Genomic DNA, 20,788 nt, shown 5'->3' with positions numbered 1-20,788 from the left:
CAGGAGAATCCCCCACTGATGTCTGTTCCCCTCTCGCGCGGGCACAACCCGCTGCGTGACCCCGATGACCGCCGCCTCAATCGGATCGCGGGGCCCAGCGCCCTCGTGATCTTCGGAGTCACCGGTGACCTCTCACGCAAGAAGCTGATGCCCGCGGTCTACGACCTCGCCAACCGCGGGCTGCTCCCTCCGGGTTTCGCCCTGGTCGGGTTCGCTCGCCGGGACTGGGAGGACCAGGACTTCGCGCAGGTCGTCTACGACGCGGTGAAGGAGCACGCCCGGACGCCGTTCCGCGAAGAGACGTGGACTCAGCTGCTGCAGGGCATCCGCTTCGTCTCGGGTGAGTTCGACAACCCGGACTCGTTCCACAAGCTCCGTGAGACCGTCGAGAAGCTCGACCTCGAACGCGGCACCATGGGGAACCACGCGTTCTACCTGTCGATCCCGCCGAAGGACTTCCCGCTCGTCGCCAAGCAGCTGAAGGATTCCGGGCTCGTCGGTGAGAACAGCGACGATGACGAGCGCTGGCGGCGGGTGGTGATCGAGAAGCCCTTCGGACACGACCTCGAGTCCGCGCGTGCCCTCAACGCTGCGCTCGAAGTGGCCTTCCCGGCCGACTCGATCTTCCGCATCGACCACTACCTGGGCAAGGAGACGGTCCAGAACATCCTGGCGCTGCGCTTCGCGAACGAGTTGTACGAGCCGATCTGGAACCGCAACTACGTCGATCATGTGCAGATCACCATGGCCGAGGACATCGGCGTGGGCGGCCGGGCCGGTTACTACGACGGCATCGGCGCCGCGCGCGACGTGATTCAGAACCACCTCCTCCAGCTCCTCGCCCTGACCGCCATGGAAGAGCCGATCAGCCTGTCGGCTGCGGACCTGCGTGCCGAGAAGGAGAAGGTGCTCGCTGCCGTCCACGTCCCGGAGGACCTCTCCCTCGCCACCGCGCGTGGGCAGTACGACGGCGGCTGGCAGGGTGGCGAGCAGGTGACCGGCTTCCTGGCGGAGGAGGGGATGAACCCCGAGTCGACCACGGAGACCTACGCGGCCATCAAGCTCGAGATCGACACGCGTCGGTGGGCCGGCGTGCCGTTCTACCTGCGCACCGGCAAGCGCCTCGGGCGTCGTGTGACCGAGATCGCCGTGGTCTTCAAGCGCGCACCCCAGCACCTGTTCGGGCGTGGCAACGCCTCGGAACTCGGACAGAATGCGCTCGTCATCCGGGTGCAGCCCGACGAGGGCGTCACCATCCGGTTCGGCTCGAAGGTTCCGGGCAGCGGATCCAACGTCCGCGACGTCACGATGGACTTCGGCTACGGCCACGCGTTCACCGAGGCGAGCCCCGAGGCGTACGAGCGTCTGATCCTCGACGTCCTCCTGGGCGACCCGCCGCTGTTCCCGCGGCACGAGGAGGTCGAGCTCTCCTGGAAGATCCTCGATCCCGTCGAGAAGTACTGGGCCGCCGAGGGCGGCCCGGTCGAGCAGTACGCGCCAGGCTCGTGGGGACCGGCATCAGCCGACGACCTGCTGGCCCGCGATGGACGAGTCTGGAGACGCCCGTGATCATCGATCTTCCCGACACCACCGTCAGCCAGGTCGCGAAGCAGCTGGTCAAGGTACGCGAGGAGGGCGGCGCCGTCGCACTCGGTCGTGTCCTCACCCTGGTCATCTCCGCACGCAACGGGGTGGCCGAGGCCGCCATCGATGCCGCCAACGATGCGTCCCGCGAGCACCCCATGCGCGTCATCGTGCTCACGACCGGCGAAGGGGATTCCCGTCTCGATGCGCAGATCCGCGTCGGCGGAGACGCCGGCGCCAGCGAGGTCGTCGTCCTCCGTGCCTTCGGTGACGCCGCCAGCAACGAGGAGAGCCTGATCACCGGCCTCCTCCTGCCGGATGCTCCCGTCGTCGCGTGGTGGCCCGAAGCAGCTCCGGTCGCACCGGCGCAGTCACCACTCGGCAAGATCGCCCAGCGACGCATCACGGATGCGGCGACGGCGAGCGACGTCCGCGACCGGCTCGCCCTCCTCGGCGAGACCCACGCCCCCGGTGACACCGACCTCGCCTGGACCCGGCTGACGCACTGGCGTGAACAACTGGCGGCCGTGCTGGATCAGCCGCCCTACGAGCCGATCACCGGCGTCGAGGTCCGTGGAGCCGCGGCTTCCCCGTCCACCGCTCTGCTGGCCGCCTGGCTGCAGATGGCGCTCGAGGTTCGGGTGCGCTGGTCGTACGAGGATCCTGAGCACTGGGAAGAGGGCATCAAGTCCGTGCGCCTGACCCGTGAGTCCGGCGACATCCTGCTGGAGCGCCCGACGCCGGGCGTCGCGGTGCTCACGCAGCCCGGACAGCCGAACCACGACCTCCACCTGCCGCGCCGGACCCTTCGTGAGTGCCTCGCGGAGGAGCTGCGTCGGTTGGACCCCGATGTCCTGTACGGTCGAGTCATCACCGAGGGCTGGGAGAAGCTGGGTCCGCCCGAGACTGGAGAGTGACGTCGATGCAGGGATCATCCGCAGAGAAGCGGGTCGTGGTGGAATCCACACCTGCTGCCCTCGCCCACCGTGTCGCCGATCGATTCCTGACGCGTGTCCGCGCGCGCACGAGGAACGGTCGTCTGGCCCACATCGCCCTGACCGGCGGCTCGATGGGTGGAGCGGTGTTGCGCGCGACCCTGGAAGACCCTCGGTCGGCCGAGATCGACTGGTCGCTGGTGCACTTCTGGTGGGGTGACGAGCGATTCGTTCCGCGCGATGACGCCGACCGCAATTCCCTGCAGTCGCGGCAGGCTCTGCTCGACCACATCCCGGTACCCGCCGAGAACGTGCATGAGGTGGCCGGCCCCGACACCGGGCTCACTCTGGACGAGTCTGCCGCAGCCTATGCGGCGGAACTCGCCCGCTTCGGCACCGAAGACCACGCATGGCCGTCCTTCGCCGTGTGCTTCCTCGGAGTGGGGCCGGACGGCCACGTCGCCTCGCTCTTCCCCGACCGCGACGAGGTCACGGTCACGGATGCCGCAGTGCTCGCCGTCCGCGACTCGCCCAAGCCGCCGCCGGAGCGTGTGACGCTCACCCGACCGGTGCTGAACTCGTCGAAGCGCGTCTGGCTGGTGCTGACCGGCGCAGACAAGGCCTCTGCCCTGGGTCTGGCCCTCGCAGGTGCCAGCTACACGAGCGTGCCCGCCGCGGGCGCCAAGGGACGCAAGCGCACGGTGTTCTTCGTGGACGAGGCCGCCGCCGCCGAGGTCTCCCCCGACCTCATCGATCAGGCCTACTGAACGGACATCGCGGCTAGGGTGCCGCTCTAGGGCTGTTCCGGCGAACCGGAACGCCACGGCTGCTCGCGCGGATCCTCCGGGTTGTCCGGACGATCCGTGGCCCCGGGGGTACCGGGAGAGGCCGGAGGGGGCACGGACGTGCCGGCAGCAGCCGGTGTGGTCTGGGCCGTGTCCGGCGAGGTGCTGCCGCGCGCGATCCCCAGCTCCTGGCTCTCGCTGAGCACCTGCGGGTGGTAACGGGCGAGCCCGACGACTCCCCACACCGCGATGGCGCCCGCGATCACGAAAATCACCATCACCCAGGGGGGAGCTGCCGCGGCTTCGCCGAGGACGACCATGCCGATGACGACGGCGACGAGCGGATCGACGACCGTGAGCCCGGCGATGACGAGGTCGGGCGGACCCGAGCTGTACGCGGTCTGCACGAAGTAGCCACCGACGGCTGCTGCGGCGACGAGCGCGAGCACGCAGATCGCCGTGATCCACTCGAACTGCCCGGCCTCGATGCGCTTGATGACGACCTTCGCGAGCGTGGCGACGAAACCGTAGAGCACGCCGGCGCCGATCACGTAGAACAGCGCACGCATGCGGTGCCGGAGGATGAGCCAGCCGCCGCCGAGGATGATGATGACCACCAGGAGCAGAGCGAGGATCACGAAGAGCTCACGATCGGTCACCTCCTGCTCGGTCGCATAGATCGCCGCGAAGAACACGAAGAGGAAGATGCCGCCGACGCAGCACACGATGGCGGTGAGCGACTGTTTCGTCGGAGCGTGACCGGAGACCCGCGCATTCAGGAGGGTCGTGATCACGAGAGCGATCGCCCCGAGGGGCTGGACGACGATCAGCGGGGCCTTCACCAGAGCCGCGAGCTGGCAGACGACGGCGAGCCCGAGCATCAACGTGCCGATGAGCCACGACGGCCGCGTCAGCAGGCGCCGGATCTGGTCGAAGCTGAGTCCTGACGCGCCGTCGGAGCCGCTGAGACGCTCGACCTTCTCCACGCCGCGGTGCTGATACTGCGCTCCCAGCGACATGAAGACGGCGCCGGCGAGGGCGAGAGGGATCCCCAGAAGCAGACCGGGGTTCTGAAAGGCGCCGACGAGCTGGTCGCCGACGTCGTCCACCGCGTTCATCCACACCCCAGCAGTCACGATATGAGCCTACCTGCCGCATCGTGCGGACTAGGGTTGTGACGTGGCTGTACTATCGATTCGCATCATGGGCGACCCCGTCCTGCACTCCCCCGCTTCACCCGTCGACGAGATCACGGACGAGATCCGCACCCTCGTCGAGGACATGTTCGAGACGATGGACACCGCCCCGGGCGTCGGGCTCGCCGCGCCTCAGGTCGGTGTCCCCCTGCGCATCTACACCTATGCCTACGTCGACGACGACGACGAGCCCTGGCGCGGCGTGCTCATCAATCCGGAGCTCTGGATGGTTCCCCTGGAGCCGGGCGACCCCGACCCGGAGCTGGAGTCGGAGGGCTGCCTGTCCTTCCCCGGCGAGCGGTTCCCGCTTCGACGCTCCGAGCACGTCCGCGTCACAGCGACCGACCTCGACGGGCAGCCTGTCTCGATCGACGTGGACGGATGGCGTGCCCGCATCATGCAACACGAGTTCGACCACCTCGACGGCATCCTCTACGTGGATCGCCTCTCCGACGGGGACTGGAAGACCGTGCAGAAGATCGCGCGCAAGCGTGGATGGGGACGCCCGGGCGCGAGTTGGATGCCCGGCGTCGACGACCTCGAAGGATGACCCGAATGAAGCTCCATCCCGGACTCTCCCTGTTCCTCGCCACCGGCGCCCTGACCCTCTCGGTCGTTCTGACCGGTTGTGGTGGATCCGCCTCCGCACCGGAGCCGAGCTCGACGGCGGACGGCGCGGAGACCGGAAACGTCACGACTCCTGCCGTGCAGGTCGGCGATTGCCGCCTCGAAGCCGCCTCCGGGATGCCCGAGGACGCCGAGGTCGTGCCGTGCGACGAACCGCACGACGAAGAGGTCTTCCACCAGGTCACCGTGCTGGAGGAGGACTTCAGCGTCGAAACGGTCGACGCATACACGACGGAGTGCGTGGGTGAGGCGTTCACCGAGTTCGTCGGAGTCGCGCGAGAAGAGTCGGCACTCATCGTCTATCTGATCCCCCCCACGGCCGAGACCTGGGACCAGCCCGACGGACGCGTGCTCTCCTGCCTGCTCGCCGATCCGGCCGGCCCCGTCGAAGGAACGCTCGAGGGCGCGGCCCGCTGACCATCCGCACCGGGTGCGCAGACCGCCCGTGGGAATGACGAAAGCCCCCTCCGAAGAGGGGGCTTTCGTCATTGGCTCCCCGGCTTGGACTCGAACCAAGAACCTGCCGGTTAACAGCCGGCTGCTCTGCCAATTGAGCTACCGAGGAATGCGCCCGCTGCGCGGGCAACTCGACAAGCTTAGCAAACTCCCGACGTAGTTCATGACACCGGGGCGCCGTTCGCGTATGCCGGGCGTGTCGGCGTCAGCGCCGCGAATCCGACTCCGCGTTCGGCACCCAGAGCAGATCCCGGCCGACACCGCGGGCGACCACATGACCGCCACGGAGCATGAGAGTCTCGGCGTTCAGTTCGCGGATGAAGTCCGCGTCGTTCGTGACGAGCAGCGCCGCCATTGACTGTTCCTTGCGGCGACGGGTGATCGCATCGAAGACCACGGGGCGGACCTCGAGGTCGAGGTTGGCGAGCACCTCGTCCGCGATGAGCACCCGCGGCTCGAGGACGAAGGATCGGGCGATCGCCACGCGCTGGCGCATACCGGCGCTGAGCTCATAGGGGAACTTCGCCGCCGTCCCGAGCGGAAGGTGGAGTTCGTCCAGCAGCGTGGCCACGCGGATCGACAGAGCCTTGGTGTTGACCCGCCGTTCGCGGATCAGGATCGGTTCGGCGATCACCTCGTTGACCGTCAGGCGCGGCGGAAGATCGGCGCCCGCCCCTTGGGGGACGAAACCGGCGCGATAGGTGAGGATCCGGTGCTTGCGTCCGGGGCGGCGGACGTCCACCCCACACACCTGCGCGCTGCCCCCGACGACCTTCACCGAGGGATCGGTGGAGCCGGCGAGGGCCGCCACCAGCGTCGACTTCCCGGATCCGGTCGGCCCCGCGACGCAGATGAGCTCACCGGGCGCGAGCGAGAACGTGACACCGTCGACGGCCCGCGTCGGCATGCCATGACCGATCCGGTCGATCACCAGATCGGAGCAATCGATGGCGTTCGTGGGTTCGGGCTTGCGGGACATGTCTCCATCCTGCCCGCTGCGCAATGCCGCGCGGGGTTACGACTCGGCGAAGCGTTGACGCTCGGCATCGATGTCGCGCAGGCGCATGCGCAGCGCGCGTCCGCCGTCGGAGTCTGCGGGCACACGCTGCACCGCCCCGAGGAGCTCCTGCTTCTCGGACTCGAGCTGGCGCAGCACGAGTCTGCGCGCCAGGTCTGAAACGGTCGCGACGGCCCGCTCCTCGTCGCGTGCAGGGAACGGAGTCATCAGCAGCTCACCGGCGAGCGAACGATACGGCTCACGCACCGCGTTCACCGCCTCCGTCACCCAGCCCGCCCTCGTCCGATCCGGCGCCCCCACCACGGCTTCGCGCACCGCGTCCAGCCCCGGAGTGCGGAACGGCACGGCCAGTGCCCTGCTCAGCAGTGCCTGGTCGACCTGATGCCCGTACTGCAGGGCGCCCATGAGGGCGTCGCGCTCGACAGCCACATCGGGGCTGCGCGGCAGAGTCGCCAGAGTGACCGGCGCCATCGCGGGCGCGCCCGTCGCCCCATCGACCTGCTGCGGAGCCTCCCGACGCACCGGCGGAGCCATCGAGGCACCGCGGGCCGCGCGCTCGACCTCGCTGCGGACCTCGGTCGGATCCATCCCGAGCCGGCGTGCCAGGACCCGTTCGTAGCCCGGGCGCAGAAGCCGGTCGCGGATCTCCGCCACGATCGGTGCTGCAGCGCGAAGAGCACCGACGCGTCCTTCCACCGTGCCGAGGTCGAAGCCGGCCAGCTTGCGGTCGATCGCGAACTCGAACATCGGCTGCTTCTTGTCCATCAGTCCGCGCACGGCGGCATCGCCCCGCTGGAGTCGCAGATCACAAGGGTCGAGCCCATCCGGTGCGACCGCGACGAAGGTCTGTGCGTTGAATCGATCGTCCTCGGTGAACGCACGCAGCGCCGCCTTCTGACCGGCCTCGTCGCCGTCGAACGTGAACACGACCTCGCCCGAGGCGTTGTCGTCGCCCATCACACGACGCAGCACTTTGATGTGCTCGGTGCCGAACGCCGTGCCACAGGTCGCGATGGCCGTCGTGAGACCGGCCAGGTGGCACGCCATCACGTCGGTGTACCCTTCGACCACCACGACACGTCGAGGATCACCCCGCGCGATGTCCCGCTTCGCGAGGTCGAGTCCGTAGAGGACCTGCGCCTTCTTGTAGATCGGGGTCTCCGGGGTGTTCAGGTACTTCGGCCCGTTGTCGTCATCGAAGAGCTTGCGCGCGCCGAATCCGATCGTCTGACCGGAGACGTCGCGGATGGGCCACACCAGACGCCCGCGGAACCGGTCGTATACCCCCCGCTGTCCGGTCGAGACGAGTCCGGCCGTGCTGAGTTCCTCGCGGGTGAACCCCTGCGCCGTGAGGGCCTTGAGCATCCCGTCCCACCCGCGCGGGGCGAACCCCACTCCGAAGTGCGCGGCGGCACCGGCGTCGAATCCGCGTTCTCCGAGGAAGCGACGGCCGGCCTCGGCGTCCGGCGACAGTAGTTGCGCCCGGAAGAACTCCGCCGCCGCCGTGTTCGCCGCGTAGAGGCGACTTCGACCGCTCGTCTCCGGTGCCGCTCCCCCGTCTTCGTAGTGCAGGGTGTATCCGATGCGTCCGGCCAAGCGCTCGACGGCCTCAGTGAAGCTGATGTGATCCATCTCGCGCAGGAACGAGTAGACATCGCCCGACTCGCCGCAGCCGAAGCAGTGGTAGTAGCCCACCTGCTGACGCACGTGAAAGCTGGGGCTCTTCTCATCGTGGAACGGGCACAGGCCCTTGAGCGATCCCACGCCGGCCGACTTGAGAGCGACCCGCTCACCGACGATGTCCGCGATGTTCGTGCGCGCCTTGACCTCGTCGACGTCGGCCTGCCGGATGCGTGGCATCAGTGCGCCCCTTCGGCGACGGGCCGCCGCTCGGCGTGCGCGCGCGCACCGGGTCGTGCGTGACGCGGGGTCCAGATGCCGACCTCGGCCGGATCGATCTCCCCGACCAGGCGATTGTGCCAGTCGATCGCGCTCTGGTCGGTGAGGCTGGCGATCTGATCGACCACGACCCTCGCGCGCTGGGCATCGCCCTCGGCCGCCACGAAGTCCGCCGCGAATGCGGGCTCGAGAACGTCCGAACCGGCGGACCACAGCGCATCCGTCGACCAGAGCGCGTCGGCGAGACGCTTCAGCACCCGCCGCTGCTCCTTGTAGACGCCTTTTCGCGCTTCGATCGTCACGATCGCCTGGCCCATGATCCCCTTCAGGACAGCGATCTCGACCTCGACCACCCGCGGCACGATCACGTGCGCGTTGTAGCGCACGAGTGCGGTCGAACCGTAGGCGTCTTTGGTGGCGGAGACCGACGCGCGGGCGAATCGGCCGATCAGGTCGCTCGTCAGGTTCTTCAGGCGGGCGAGAGCCTGACGGGAACGGTCGAACGACGCGAGCCACATCGGCTGGGATGCCAGGCGATACAGGGCATCGGCGAGTTCGTCCCTGGTGAAGTCGTATCCGACCCACTGCTGGATGCGTCCGACGAGGGCGTCGTGGGCGAGGGGATCCGCGAGCTGGGCGACATCGACGTAGCCGTTGACGATCGCGTCCTCGAAATCATGCACCGAGTAGGCGATGTCGTCGGAGAGATCCATGATCTCCGCCTCGATGCAGCGCAGCCGACCGGGCGCCCCTTCGCGCATCCAGCGGAAGACGGCCTCGTCCTCGGGATACACGCCGAACTTCAGGCGGCCCCCGGGATCCGGCACGGGGCTGTCCACCGTCCACGGATACTTGCACGTCGCGTCGAGGCTCGCACGGGTCAGGTTCAGGCCGACGGAGCGGTCATCATCGTCGAGGACCTTCGCCTCGAGCCGGGTGAGGATGCGCAGCGACTGCGCGTTGCCCTCGAAGCCGCCGATGTGCTCGGCCCACTCGTTGAGTGCCCGTTCGCCGTTGTGACCGAACGGCGGGTGTCCCAGATCGTGGCTGAGACACGCGGTATCGACGACATCCGCGGAGACGCCGAGTGCCACCGCGAGTTCCCGTCCGACCTGGGCCACCTCGAGCGAGTGGGTCAGTCGGTTGCGCGCGAAGTCCGCCGTGCTCGCGGGGCTCAGCACCTGCGTCTTGGCGGCGAGACGGCGCAGCGCGGCGGAGTGCAGCACGCGAGCGCGGTCTCTGGCGAAGTCGTTGCGCTCGGATCGATGGGTCTCGGCGAAGAAGCGCTCGGCGTCTCGCGCATCGTAGCCGTCGGCGCGAAGCCCGACCGGGGAGTCAGCCGCCACTGTTCTCGATCTCCGCTCCACGCATCATCTCCGAGGCGGAGGACGCGAGCTCGCGCGACTCCAACCACTTGTCCGGCAGCGCCGTGCGCTTGGGGTGTCCTGCCCGTCCGCGCTGGCCCTCCGCGTCCGCGCCGGGGTACGGCGCCGTGTGATCGATCCGTCCGAGCAGCTCGTCGATCTCCGCCAGGCTCGACGCGGTGGCGAGTCCCGTCCGGATGTCGCCACCGACCGGATATCCCTTGAAGTACCACGACACGTGCTTGCGCACATCCCGGCAGCCCCGGTCCTCGTCCTCGAAGAACTCGACGAGCAGTTCGGCATGTCGGCGGAAGGCGTGCGCCACGAAGCCGAGCGTCGCGTCGACGACCTTTCCCTCGCCCCCGAATGCCGTCGCGAGTTCGCCGAACAGCCACGGGCGTCCGAGGCAACCGCGCCCGACCACGACGCCGTCGCAGTCGGTCTGGGCCATCATCCGCACGGCGTCGTCGGCCGACCAGATGTCGCCGTTGCCGAGCACCGGGATGCTGGTGACGGCCTGCTTCAGCTCACCGATGGCGTTCCAGTCTGCGTGTCCGGAGTAGAACTCCCCCGCGGTGCGCGCGTGCAGCGCGACGGCAGCCGCGCCGGCATCCTCGGCGGCTCGACCGGCATCGAGGAACGTCAGATGATCCTTGTCGATGCCCTTTCGCATCTTGACGGTGAGAGGCACGTCCCCGGCGGCCTTGACGGCCTGATCGACGATGTCTGCGAACAGCTTCGACTTCCAGGGCAACGCCGCTCCCCCGCCGCGACGGGTGACCTTCGGCACCGGACACCCGAAGTTGAGGTCGATGTGATCGGCGTGGTCTTCGGCGACGATGATGCGCACCGCTTCCGCGATGGTCTTCGGGTCGACGCCGTAGAGCTGGATGGAGCGCGGGGTCTCGGACTCGTGGTGCCTGATGAGTCGCATCGTCGTCTCGTTGCGTTCGACGAGTGCGCGCGAGGTGATCATCTCGCTCACATAGAGTCCGGCTCCGTACTCACGGCACAGACGTCGGAATGCGGTGTTCGTGATCCCCGCCATGGGTGCGAGGACGACCGGCACGTCGAGATCGATCGGACCGATGCGAAGGGGGCGGGCGGTGGTGGCGAGAGTCATGTCGTCTCTATTCTCCCAGACGCGGAGCCGGGAGGGATGCGGCGATCTAAGCTGTGGATATGACCGAATCCTCGCTCCGCACGATCCCGTTCACCGACGCGAAGGGCGAGCAGAAGACGCTCGACGATCTCGGCGCCGATGTGGTGCTGGTGGTGAACGTCGCGTCGAAGTGCGGCCTCACACCCCAGTACGAACAGCTCGAGGAATTGCAGCGTCTCTACGGTGACCGCGGGTTCACCGTGGTCGGGTTCCCGTGCAACCAGTTCTTCGGTCAGGAGCCGGGTTCGGTCGATGAGATCCTCGAGTTCTGCTCGACCACCTACGGCGTGAGCTTCCCTGTCACCGACAAGGTCAAGGTGAACGGCAAGAACGCCGCCGAGCTCTACAAGGCACTCAAGGAGACCCCCGATGCCGGCGGGAAGGCCGGACGGGTGGAGTGGAACTTCGAGAAGTTCCTCGTGCTGCCGGACGGGGACGTCCTGCGCTTCCGTCCGAAGCAGAAGCCGGACGCCCCCGAGATCGTCAGCGCGATCGAAGCGGCGCTGCCCCGCTAGACCGCGGCGGCCTCCGCCTCGGTCTCCCCGCGCTTCGCCCAGAGATCGCGAAGGACGTTCTCGAATGCGGCCGGCGGCTGCGCACCGCTGATGCCGTACTGGCCGTCGACGACGAAGAACGGCACCCCTTGGATGCCGTAGGCGCGCGCCTGAGCCTGGTCCTGACGCACGGCGGGCAGGTACTGCTCACTCTCCAGCGCCGCACGAGCACGGTCGGCGTCGAGACCGACCTCGACCGCGAGCGCGACGAGATCGTCGATGCGCCCGACATGCTTGCCCTCGGTGAAGTAGGCGGACATGAGCCGCTCCTCCATCTCGTGCTGCAACCCCTCGGCCTTCGCGAAGTGGAGCAGCTCGTGCGCCTTCACCGTGTTGGTGTGCTGCAGCAGATCGAAGCGGTACTGGAGCCCCGCGTCGGCGGCGACACCGGTCACGTTCGCCAGCATCTGCTCGACCTGGTCGCGCGGCATGCCCTTGTGGCCGGCAAGGAAGTCGATCTCGTCCCCGTCGAAGTCGACGGGGGTGTCGGGTGAGAGCTCGAACGAGTGGAACGTGATGTCGACCTGCGGCGCATCCGCGTCGGCAGCTACGGCTTCGAGACCCTTCTCGAGGTTGCGCTTGCCGATGTAGCACCAGGGGCAGGCGATGTCGGACCAGATGTCGATGGAGATGGGTTCAGTCACACTTTCATCCAACCGCATGCGCCTGTGAGCTATTCCGCTGCTGCGGGGACCGGCGGATAGGATTCTCGGATGCTCTTCGTGGACGACCCGCTCCCCTTCCGCCCGCAGAGGGTGCTGGTGGCCGGGGTGTCCGGGTCGGGGAAGACCACACTGGCAGGTCGCATCGCGGAGATGTGGGACCTTCGTCACGTCGAGATCGACGGGCTGTTCCATGGGCCGGGCTGGACTCCGAGGCCGGAGTTCCTCGACGACGTACGCGCCTTCGCTTCAGACGACCGCTGGATCACCGAGTGGCAGTACACGAGCAAGGGCACGGATGCCGTCCTCACCCCGCGCGCGCAGCTCGCGATCTGGCTCGACTATCCGTATCCCGTGGTGCGCAGACGTCTGATCAGGCGCACCCTGGCCCGCGGCGCCCTGCGACGAGAGCTCTGGAACGGCAACCGCGAGAAGGGGCCGTGGAACATGCTCAGCCGCGATCCCGAGAAGAACATCCTCGCGTGGCAGACGGCCACGCTCCACAAGTGGGCCGAGCGCTTCCCCGCGTTGCAGGACGACTTTCCCCACCTCACGATCGTCCGGCTGCGTCATCCGCGGGAGACGGAGCGGTGGCTGCGCTCTCAGGCTGAGGCGTCGGGGGTGTCGATCGCGCCCCCGAAGCGACGGTCGCGCGCCACGTAGATCCCGATCGCCCGCCACAGCTCCTCCCGGGAGAAGTCCGGCCAGAGCGTGTCGAGGAACACCATCTCGGCATACGCCGACTCCCAGAGCAGGAAGTTCGAGGTGCGCTGTTCCCCGGAGCTGCGCAGGAACAGGTCGACGTCCGGCATGTCGGGCACATACAGGTGGCGGCGGACCATTTTCTCGCTGATCGCCCTCGGCTTCACGCGTCCGGCAGCGACATCCTCGGCGATGGCTCGCATCGCGTCGACCAGCTCCACCCTTCCGCCGTAGTTCACGCACATCGTGAGGGTGAGGACGTCGTTGCCACGGGTCAGCTGCTCGGCGTACTGCAGCTCCTTGATGACACTTCCCCAGAGCCTCGGCTTGCGCCCCGCCCACCGGATGCGCACGCCCCACTCGTTCAGCTGATCGCGTCGCCGGTGCAGCACGTCACGGTTGTATCCCATGAGGAAGCGGACCTCTTCGGGGGAACGCGCCCAGTTCTCCGTCGAGAAGGCGTACACGGAGAGATGCTTCACGCCGGCCTGGATCGCACCGGCGACCACGTCGAGGAGCACCTCCTCCCCTGCCTTGTGGCCTTCGATGCGATTGAGCCCCCGGCGATTCGCCCACCGACCGTTGCCGTCCATCACGATCGCCACGTGCTCCGGCACCGCCGCGAAAGCGGGGGGATACACACCGGTCCAGTCCAAGGGACGATACGGAACGGCGTCTTTGTGCGTGTACGGCTTGGGAGTCACCGTGCTCCTTCGGAGGGGATGTCGGACACATGCGCGAGCGAGCGGATGCCGCGCTCCAGGTGCCATTGGGCATAAGCGGAGACGAGGCCGGAGGCTGCGGCCGTGTCGGCGTGCGAAGCGGCATCGATCACGTCCCACTCCCCCGCGAGGAGGGAGCGGAGCAGCGCCAGCGTCCTCTCGGCGACGCGCGGGCTTCCCGCCGGAGCGCAGTTCTCGCACACCACTCCGCCCAGCTGTGCGACGAACCGCGCATGCGGGCCGGGGACGCCGCATCGGGCGCACTCGTCGAGGGACGGCGCCCACCCCGACAGGGACATCACCCGCAGCAGGTAGGAGTCGAGGATGCTCCGTGCTCCGTGTTCGCCGCGCGACAGAGCACGCAGTCCGCCGACGAGGAGCAGGTACTGGTCGGAGGTCGCTTCGGCATCGCTCAGCCGATCGGCCGTCTCCACCATGGCGTTCGCCGCGGTGAAGCGGTCGTAGTGCGCCGCGATGTCCGCACCGTAGGAGCCGAGCGACTCGGCCTGCTGCACGATGTCGAGGGAGCGTCCCTGGTAGAGCTGCACGTCGGCCACCATGAACGGCTCGAGCTTGGCGCCGAACTTCGACGAGGTGCGGCGCACCCCCTTCGCCACCGCGCGGACCTTGCCGTGACGCCGGGAGAGCATCGTGACGATGCGATCCGCCTCACCGAGTTTGTGGGTGCGCAGGATCACCGCTTCGTCTCGATAGGTGGGCACCCTTCGATTATCCTCCGTGCGCGAGAATGGACGCGTGACCGAACCGCTCTTCATCATTCCGCTGTGGGCGGACCTGCTCGGCGTCGGCCTGGGCGGGGTCCAGGGTGCGATGTTCGCCTCGGGGTTCCAGGGCCAACGACGGCTCGACTGGCTTGGTGTCGCCATCATCGGGATCATGATCGGGATGGGCGGCGGTCTGATCCGCGACATCCTGCTCGGGCAGACGCCCGCGACCCTGCAGAACCAGTGGTACCTCGTCACGGCCGGTGGTGCGGCCCTCTTCGGGATGCTGCTCGCCGGCCTCTTCACCCGGCTGAACACCGCGATCGTGGTCCTCGACGCCGTCGTGATCGGGATGTTCGGCGCGTTCGGGACGAGCAAGGCTCTCGCGTTCGGGATCCCCGAGGTCCCGGCCGTGTTCATCGGGGTCTGCGCCGCGGTGGGCGGAAGCGTCCTGCGCGACATGCTCATGGGACTGCCGACCGCGATCATGCACGTCGGATCCCTCTATGCGGTGGCCGCCGGCGCGGGGTGCACGTTCATCGTGATCGCCGTCGCGCTGGGGATGCCGATCACGCTTGCGGCGATCATCGGGATCGCGGTCACCGCCGTCATCCGCGTCCTCGCCGTCACCTTCGACGTCTCCCTCCCGGAGCAGCGCCGCATCTACCGCCGCAAGGTCGCCGCGGAGACGGGTGCGATCGCGATCGTGAAGCCCAGCGCCGACCTCTGACACCTCGGCTTCCGGGATGCGGCGCGGCAGCAGACGATCAGAGTGATCCGGATGCGAAACGGGAAACGCCCCCGGTACAAGGCCGGGGGCGTTCCACGTCGGAGATCAGACCGCTGCGAGCTCGTGCTGACGAGTGCGGATCGAACGGTTCACACCCGACACGATCGCCTTGAGCGACGCCGTCGAGATATCGCCGTCGATACCGACACCCCACAGCCGCTGGTCGCCGACCTGCAACTCGACGTAGGCCGCAGCCTGCGCGTCGCCGCCCGCACTGAGAGCGTGCTCGACATAGTCGTACACCGTGATGTCGAAGCCCTGGCCGCGCAACACCTCGACGAAGGCGGCCACAGGTCCGTTGCCGTTCCCCGACACGGCCACCTGTTCGTCATCGTCACGCAGGACGACATCGAGCACGACGTCACCCGACATGTCGCTGCGGGTCTGCGTGGCGAGCAGCTCGAAGCGCCCCCACTTGGCCGTCGATTCATCGGCAGGCAGATACTCGTCGTTGAAGATCGACCAGATCTGGTCGGACGTGACTTCACCGCCTTCGGCATCGGTCTTGGCCTGCACGACCCCCGAGAACTCGATCTGCAGCTTGCGCGGCAGGTCGATCGCGTGGTCCGACTTCAGCAGGTAGGCGACTCCGCCCTTGCCGGACTGCGAATTGACGCGGATGACCGCCTCGTACGAACGTCCGAGGTCCTTCGGGTCGACCGGCAGATAAGGAACGGCCCACTCGATCTCGTCGACCGTCACGCCCTCGGCGGTCGCCCGCGCCTCCATCGCCTCGAAGCCCTTCTTGATCGCATCCTGGTGCGATCCGCTGAAGGCGGTGAAGACCAGGTCGCCGGCCCACGGGCTGCGCTCCGGCACGGGGAGCTGGTTGCAGTATTCGACCGTGCGCTTGACCTGGTCGATGTCGCTGAAGTCGATCTTCGGGTCGATGCCCTGCGTGAAGAGGTTGATCCCCAGAGCCACGATGTCGACGTTGCCCGTGCGCTCGCCGTTGCCGAACAGGCATCCCTCGATGCGGTCGGCACCGGCCATGTAGCCGAGCTCCGCGGCCGCGATCGCGGTGCCGCGGTCATTATGCGGGTGCAGGGAGAGGATGACGTTCTCGCGGTGGTTCAGGTGCCGGCTCATCCACTCGATGGAGTCGGCGTAGACGTTCGGAGAAGCCATCTCGACGGTGGCCGGCAGGTTGATGATCACCTTGCGGTCCGCCGTCGGCTCGAACACCTCGATGACCTGGTTGCAGATGTCGACCGCGAACTCGAGCTCAGTACCCGTGTAGCTCTCGGGCGAGTACTCGTAGTAGACCTTCGTGTCGGGGATCGTCTTCTCGAACTTCCGACACAGGCGCGCTCCTTCGAGCGCGATGTCGATGATGCCCTGCTTGTCGGTGCGGAAGACGACCTCGCGCTGCAGCACGCTCGTGGAGTTGTAGAGATGCACGATGGCCTGCTTCGCACCGGCGATCGACTCGTAGGTGCGCTCGATGAGGTGCTCGCGGGCCTGGGTCAGCACCTGGATGGTCACGTCGTCCGGGATCAGGTTCTCTTCGATGAGCTGACGGACGAAATCGAAGTCGGTCTGGCTCGCCGACGGGAAACCGACCTCGATCTCCTTGTAGCCCATGCTCACGAGCAGCTCGAACATGACCCGCTTGCGCTCCGGCGACATCGGGTCGATCAGAGCCTGGTTGCCGTCGCGGAGGTCGACGGCGCACCAGCGGGGAGCCTCGGTGATTCGGGCGTCCGGCCAGGTGCGGTCGGGCAGGTGGACGTTGATCTGCTCGTGGAACGGCCGATACTTGTGGATCGGCATCGCGGACGGGCGCTGAGTGTTCTGCATGATGGGGCTTCTTCTCTTCGTCAAAATGAACGGGCCAACACAAGCGCCGCGACGAGGGAGGCCCTAGCTTGAGGACTCGTCGCGGCAGCTAAGAAGAAGCAGACCGCCGAAAGGCATGTCGTCATGCTAGCAGGGAACACGCCTCCACTTCGACGAATCTGAGACGATTGCGCTCCGCGCGACACTTCCCGCACATGAGCACATCGCTACGTCCTCTGACCCTCGCCGCGGTATCCGCCGTCGGTCTCCTGTTCCTCGGCGGTTGCGCGTTCGTCCCCGGACCCGCGGCGGCACCCACGAGCACCACGGTTCCGTCCGATCAACGGCTGGAAGAGGCGCGCCCCGTGCCGCCGGAGGGGCGTGTGGTCGGGGTGGGCATGGTGCTGGACGCGAGCGGGGACGTGCAGTTGTGCCTGGGGGCGATCATGGAGTCCTACCCGCCGCAGTGCCTCGGCGTGCCGTTGGACGGCTGGACCTGGGACGGCGTCGAAGGCAGCGACGACAGCGGCGAGACGACCTGGGGCGACTATGCGGTGTACGCCACCTACGACGGCGAGCGACTCACCCTGACCGATCCGCCGATCATGGCCGCACTGTACGACTCGATCGCTCCGGAGGATCCGACGGGAGGAGTCGACGGCACGACTCCCGAGGATGAGCTCGCACGGGTCCAAGACGACATCGCGGCACGCCTCGGCACGGAAGCGGTCACGGTCGGGACGGATCACGGATATGTCTGGGTACAGGTCGTCTGGGATGACGGCGCGATCCAGGAAGCGATGGACGCCGAGTACGGCGAACGAGTGGTGGTCGTCAGCTCCGCACTTCGCGAGACCGACTGACCTCTGGGATCAGAGCCAGCTTGCCTCCGGGGTGTCCCGTCGCCAGGAGGCGGTGGGCGTCTTGGGCTCCCTCGAGCGGGAAGGTCTGCGCGAGCGGCACCACGAGGTCGCCGTTCTGGGCCAGCGCGATCAGCTCCCCCCGCACCTCGTCGCGGAAGCGGGCACTGGCCGGCTGGGAACCCGCGATCGCGAGGAAGCCAGCGGCCTCGGCGCGACCGGGGGCCGCGATCGTGACGATGCGGCGAGGGGCGGAGACGAGAGCGAGCGACACGTCCACGGCCTCGTCCGTACCGACAGCATCGAGTGCCGCCGAGATGGGCCCCGCCGCCACCTCCCTCACGCGATCGGCGAGCCCCGTGCCGTAGCGGACAGGTATGCCGCCGAATCGGGTCACCTCATCGAAGCGGTTCTCGCTCGCCGTACCGATCACACGGATGCCTCGCAGCCGGGCCTGTTGCAGGACGCTCACCCCGACCGCGCCTGAGGCACCGTGGAGGAGGATGGTCTCCCCTGGCGTCGCCCCGGTGACCGCGAGCATCTCGGCGGCCGTGGTGCCCACGAGCAGCAGGTTCGCCACCTCCGGATGCGAGAGGGTCGACGGTTTCGCGAACACCTTCTCTGCGGGAACGGTGAGTGCCGTCGCGTATCCGCCCCGCACCCGGAAAGCCACGACCTCATCGCCCTCCGACGCGGTCCCGGAGCCGATCCGCGTGTCCGGTCCGATCGCGATGATCTCACCGGAGACCTCGTAGCCGATCGGGACCGGGAGAGCGGAGTCGGACCTCGCCGCGGCGACGTGTTTCGCGTCGGCCGGGTTCACCCCCGCGGCGCGCACACGGATCGTCACCTCACCCGCCGTCGGTGGCGGAAGGCTGACGTCGGTGAACTCCCATGCCTCGGGCGAGCCCCACGACGTGGCGACCCAGTGTCGTGCTTCGAGGAGCTTCTTCGACGTCGACATCGGCGGACTCGCTCAGGCGGCGCAGCGAAGGTTGTTCACGGTACCGGACACATTCGCCCAGTTTCCGGCACTCACCGTCTTCAACGCGGTGGCACCGTTACGCGCCTGGACGTATCCGGCACTGCGCGCATTCGCCACGGACCGCACAGTGAAGCTCGGCGGCACGGTGCTGACTCCGCAGCCTCCGAACGAGAGTGACCCTCCGGCCAGGGAGAGCGCGTTGTATGCGCAGAACCTGCCGGTCGCACAGCTCCCGACGGAGCGCGCCGTCAGGTCCGATACCGACGGCACGCTCAGAGCCATGTCCAGCGCCGGCCACACGGCGTGAGTCGCATCGACGATCACACCACCGGGGACCTCGTCGAGTATCGCCGCGACCAGCGGGTCCACGTCATGATCATCGCGCGCCGAAGCCATGGTCGGCACCGCTCCCCACGCCAGGACGGCGCCGAACAGGACGGCCGCCAGCACGGTGCGGAGCTTCATCGGACGGTGTCCGCATCGAGGTCCCACATCCGGTAGGAGATGATGGCGCCCGCGGAGAACACCCCGTCGTCCTTCAGCACCGTGCGTTCGATGCCGACGATCCGACCGGTCTCGCGCGACACCAGGATCAGGTCGCTCACGGCCCCGTCCGGTGACAGGACGCGGATGCCGGACACCGGTCGGCCCAGTCGATCCGTCGTCGTCCCGAGAGCTTCGCCGCCGCCCGTCTCCGCGAGCAGAACGAGCAGTTCCTCGTGCTGCGCGTCGGTCAGCGTCCACTGGTCGAGCGCCGTGGTCATCGCCGTCTCCACGTCGAAGGCCGTCGGATCCTCCGGCATGCCGAACGCGCGGAGCATGGCGACCATGTCCTGGCCGGTCTCGCCGGGAACCGTCTTCCACGGGGTCTCGAAGTCGCCTTCTCCCATGATCAGATCGGTGACGACCTCGCCGCTGCTGGTGACCTCGGCCCCATTGCTGGCGACCGCGTCTTCCGGATCGTACGGAACACCCGCGATGATGATCATCCGTCCGGAGCCGTCGGGCTCCCAGGTGAGCGTCGACAGTTGGGGGACGACGGTCGTGGTCTTGGTGTCGACCTCGACCGAGAATCCCCACGAGGCCGTCCTGACCGTGCGCGAAGGAATCGAAGGTCCCGTCGAGTTCGCGAGGGCGACGCCTGCCTCATCGACGATCTGGGCGACGGTCGACGAGCCGCTGAAGTCGAGCGGCGACGGCGTTCCGGCGACGGCGGCACCCTGCGGTGCGAAGACGGCGAACGCCAGAGCCGCGGACGCCGCGACCGCGGTGAGACCGCCGGCCCACCCGAGCGTGCGCGCGCGACGTCGTTTCGGAGCACGCGTCGTGCGGAGGATGCGGTCGCGGGTCGCGAGTGCCCGTACATCCGGCGACGCGTCACGAGGCGTGGAAGCAGGGTCGGCGTCGGTCAGCATGCGCTCGAGCACCGCGTTCTGCGTCATCACCCGTCATCACCCCCTCCCAGGCCCAGCTCCGCACGCAGGCGATCCTGTGCTCGGCTCAGCCTCTTCCGCACGCGGAACTCGGAAGCGCGCAACAACTGCGCGATCTCCCCCACCGCGAGTCCATCCCAGTACGTCAGCATGATGATACGCCGTTGTTCCTGAGTGAGGACACCCAAAGCACGGATGACTTCGAAACGACCCTGCCGGCCGGATTCCTCGTCCTCCCCGAAGACCCCCTGATGCACGGCCTCGAGCGCACTGTGCGGCATCGACTTCGGTCCGACACGCGCACGCAGGTGCCGGTCGGCGACGCGGAGCAACCAGACCCGGCCGGGTGGACGAGCAGGCCGGAGCCGGGTCCACGCGCTCAGGAAGACCTCCGAGACGATCTCGGTGACTTCCTGGTCATCCGCGACGACACCTTCGATGTGGTGCCGCACAGCTGCCCAGTGCTCATCGAACACTCGGATGAAGACCTCGTCGCGCAGCGGATTCGGGTCTTCGCTGCGCGCGTTCATGTCGCCGGGGTCGGCGGCCT

At 67.9% G+C, this 20,788-nt stretch carries 22 protein-coding genes and 1 tRNA gene; 9 read left to right on the top strand and 14 right to left on the bottom strand.

The genetic code is table 11. The features are described 5' to 3' along the window. Positions 1 to 18: 18 nt before the first annotated feature. Genes zwf through pgl form a run of 3 tightly spaced genes read left to right on the top strand, consistent with a single transcriptional unit; the run spans position 19 to position 3,286 of the window. Positions 19 to 1,569 (top strand): glucose-6-phosphate dehydrogenase, encoded by a 1,551-nt coding sequence (gene zwf, locus L978_RS02640; protein WP_047519990.1) that lies wholly within the window; start codon positions 19 to 21, stop codon positions 1,567 to 1,569. Next, positions 1,566 to 2,501 (top strand): glucose-6-phosphate dehydrogenase assembly protein OpcA, encoded by a 936-nt coding sequence (locus L978_RS02635; RefSeq protein WP_047519988.1) that lies wholly within the window; start codon positions 1,566 to 1,568, stop codon positions 2,499 to 2,501. Before zwf ends, L978_RS02635 begins: the two co-directional genes overlap by 4 nt. A gap of 5 nt (positions 2,502 to 2,506) precedes the next feature. After that, positions 2,507 to 3,286 carry a 6-phosphogluconolactonase gene (gene pgl / locus L978_RS02630; RefSeq protein ID WP_047520136.1) on the top strand — a complete coding sequence of 260 codons (780 nt, stop codon included), beginning with the start codon at positions 2,507 to 2,509 and terminating at the stop codon, positions 3,284 to 3,286. 26 nt (positions 3,287 to 3,312) lie between these two features. Here pgl and L978_RS02625 read toward each other — a convergent pair whose 3' ends face one another. Next, entirely contained in the window at positions 3,313 to 4,422 is a 1,110-nt protein-coding gene (locus tag L978_RS02625; protein WP_081996902.1) for a DMT family transporter, read from the bottom strand. Between the two features lie 61 nt (positions 4,423 to 4,483). Between L978_RS02625 and def the strand changes: the two genes are divergently transcribed. Together def and L978_RS02615 are read left to right on the top strand one after the other, a co-directional pair. Further along, a complete protein-coding gene (def, locus tag L978_RS02620; RefSeq protein WP_081996896.1) occupies positions 4,484 to 5,050 on the top strand; it encodes a peptide deformylase in 567 nt (188 codons plus the stop codon). A gap of 5 nt (positions 5,051 to 5,055) precedes the next feature. Further along, positions 5,056 to 5,544 (top strand): hypothetical protein, encoded by a 489-nt coding sequence (locus L978_RS02615; protein WP_052193277.1) that lies wholly within the window; start codon positions 5,056 to 5,058, stop codon positions 5,542 to 5,544. Between the two features lie 72 nt (positions 5,545 to 5,616). Here the strand turns inward: L978_RS02615 and L978_RS02610 are convergent. The 5 genes from L978_RS02610 to dusB form a co-directional block, all read right to left on the bottom strand. Beyond that, positions 5,617 to 5,692: transfer RNA gene (locus tag L978_RS02610), tRNA-Asn, on the bottom strand. 96 nt (positions 5,693 to 5,788) lie between these two features. After that, positions 5,789 to 6,562, bottom strand: coding sequence for an ATP-binding cassette domain-containing protein (locus L978_RS02605; protein WP_047519982.1), 774 nt, complete (start codon positions 6,560 to 6,562; stop codon positions 5,789 to 5,791). 36 nt (positions 6,563 to 6,598) lie between these two features. After that, complete coding sequence (gene dnaG / locus L978_RS02600) at positions 6,599 to 8,461, bottom strand: DNA primase (RefSeq protein WP_047519980.1); 1,863 nt, start codon at positions 8,459 to 8,461, stop codon at positions 6,599 to 6,601. Then, positions 8,461 to 9,846 (bottom strand): deoxyguanosinetriphosphate triphosphohydrolase, encoded by a 1,386-nt coding sequence (locus L978_RS02595; protein ID WP_047519978.1) that lies wholly within the window; start codon positions 9,844 to 9,846, stop codon positions 8,461 to 8,463. The genes dnaG and L978_RS02595 overlap by 1 nt, the downstream gene beginning before the upstream one ends. Beyond that, entirely contained in the window at positions 9,836 to 10,987 is a 1,152-nt protein-coding gene (gene dusB, locus L978_RS02590; RefSeq protein WP_047519976.1) for a tRNA dihydrouridine synthase DusB, read from the bottom strand. Before dusB ends, L978_RS02595 begins: the two co-directional genes overlap by 11 nt. Before the next feature lie 59 nt (positions 10,988 to 11,046). Between dusB and L978_RS02585 the strand changes: the two genes are divergently transcribed. Further along, positions 11,047 to 11,541 (top strand): glutathione peroxidase, encoded by a 495-nt coding sequence (locus L978_RS02585; protein ID WP_047519974.1) that lies wholly within the window; start codon positions 11,047 to 11,049, stop codon positions 11,539 to 11,541. Here L978_RS02585 and L978_RS02580 read toward each other — a convergent pair. Continuing rightward, a complete protein-coding gene (locus L978_RS02580) occupies positions 11,538 to 12,224 on the bottom strand; it encodes a DsbA family oxidoreductase (protein ID WP_047519972.1) in 687 nt (228 codons plus the stop codon). The two genes, L978_RS02585 and L978_RS02580, sit on opposite strands and share 4 nt — an antisense overlap. 69 nt (positions 12,225 to 12,293) lie before the next feature. Between L978_RS02580 and L978_RS02575 the strand changes: the two genes are divergently transcribed. Beyond that, positions 12,294 to 12,905 carry an ATPase AAA gene (locus L978_RS02575; RefSeq protein ID WP_047519970.1) on the top strand — a complete coding sequence of 204 codons (612 nt, stop codon included), beginning with the start codon at positions 12,294 to 12,296 and terminating at the stop codon, positions 12,903 to 12,905. On the opposite strand, the gene L978_RS02570 is transcribed toward L978_RS02575, so the two are convergent. Together L978_RS02570 and recO are read right to left on the bottom strand one after the other, a co-directional pair. Next, positions 12,845 to 13,648, bottom strand: coding sequence for an isoprenyl transferase (locus L978_RS02570; protein WP_047519968.1), 804 nt, complete (start codon positions 13,646 to 13,648; stop codon positions 12,845 to 12,847). The two genes, L978_RS02575 and L978_RS02570, sit on opposite strands and share 61 nt — an antisense overlap. Further along, positions 13,645 to 14,388 carry a DNA repair protein RecO gene (recO, locus tag L978_RS02565; RefSeq protein ID WP_047519966.1) on the bottom strand — a complete coding sequence of 248 codons (744 nt, stop codon included), beginning with the start codon at positions 14,386 to 14,388 and terminating at the stop codon, positions 13,645 to 13,647. Before recO ends, L978_RS02570 begins: the two co-directional genes overlap by 4 nt. 34 nt (positions 14,389 to 14,422) lie before the next feature. Here recO and L978_RS02560 point away from each other — a divergent pair, with 34 nt between their 5' ends. Further along, positions 14,423 to 15,121, top strand: coding sequence for a trimeric intracellular cation channel family protein (locus L978_RS02560; RefSeq protein ID WP_047520132.1), 699 nt, complete (start codon positions 14,423 to 14,425; stop codon positions 15,119 to 15,121). A gap of 105 nt (positions 15,122 to 15,226) precedes the next feature. Here the strand turns inward: L978_RS02560 and leuA are convergent, their stop codons facing one another. After that, a complete protein-coding gene (gene leuA / locus L978_RS02555) occupies positions 15,227 to 16,981 on the bottom strand; it encodes a 2-isopropylmalate synthase (protein ID WP_047519964.1) in 1,755 nt (584 codons plus the stop codon). Positions 16,982 to 17,175: 194 nt separating this feature from the next. On the opposite strand from leuA, the gene L978_RS02550 reads away from it, so the two are divergent. Next, entirely contained in the window at positions 17,176 to 17,823 is a 648-nt protein-coding gene (locus L978_RS02550) for a hypothetical protein (protein WP_047519962.1), read from the top strand. Here the strand turns inward: L978_RS02550 and L978_RS02545 are convergent. From L978_RS02545 to L978_RS02530, 4 genes are read right to left on the bottom strand one after another with little or no spacing between them, the layout of a single operon-like run. Next, positions 17,795 to 18,784, bottom strand: a complete 990-nt coding sequence (locus L978_RS02545) for an NADP-dependent oxidoreductase (RefSeq protein ID WP_047519960.1) — start codon at positions 18,782 to 18,784, stop codon at positions 17,795 to 17,797. The two genes, L978_RS02550 and L978_RS02545, sit on opposite strands and share 29 nt — an antisense overlap. 12 nt (positions 18,785 to 18,796) lie before the next feature. Beyond that, positions 18,797 to 19,270: a hypothetical protein gene (locus tag L978_RS02540; RefSeq protein ID WP_047519957.1), complete on the bottom strand. Its 474-nt coding sequence runs from the start codon at positions 19,268 to 19,270 to the stop codon at positions 18,797 to 18,799. Further along, positions 19,267 to 20,247 carry a hypothetical protein gene (locus L978_RS02535; RefSeq protein ID WP_047519955.1) on the bottom strand — a complete coding sequence of 327 codons (981 nt, stop codon included), beginning with the start codon at positions 20,245 to 20,247 and terminating at the stop codon, positions 19,267 to 19,269. The genes L978_RS02540 and L978_RS02535 overlap by 4 nt, the downstream gene beginning before the upstream one ends. Continuing rightward, positions 20,247 to 20,768: an RNA polymerase sigma factor gene (locus L978_RS02530; RefSeq protein WP_047519953.1), complete on the bottom strand. Its 522-nt coding sequence runs from the start codon at positions 20,766 to 20,768 to the stop codon at positions 20,247 to 20,249. Before L978_RS02530 ends, L978_RS02535 begins: the two co-directional genes overlap by 1 nt. Positions 20,769 to 20,788 lie beyond the last annotated feature (20 nt).

Origin of the sequence: Microbacterium sp. ZOR0019 (assembly GCF_000800925.1) — a bacterium.
GTDB lineage: Bacteria > Actinomycetota > Actinomycetes > Actinomycetales > Microbacteriaceae > Microbacterium > Microbacterium aurugineum.
This window is presented reverse-complemented; position numbering and strand designations above follow the sequence as displayed.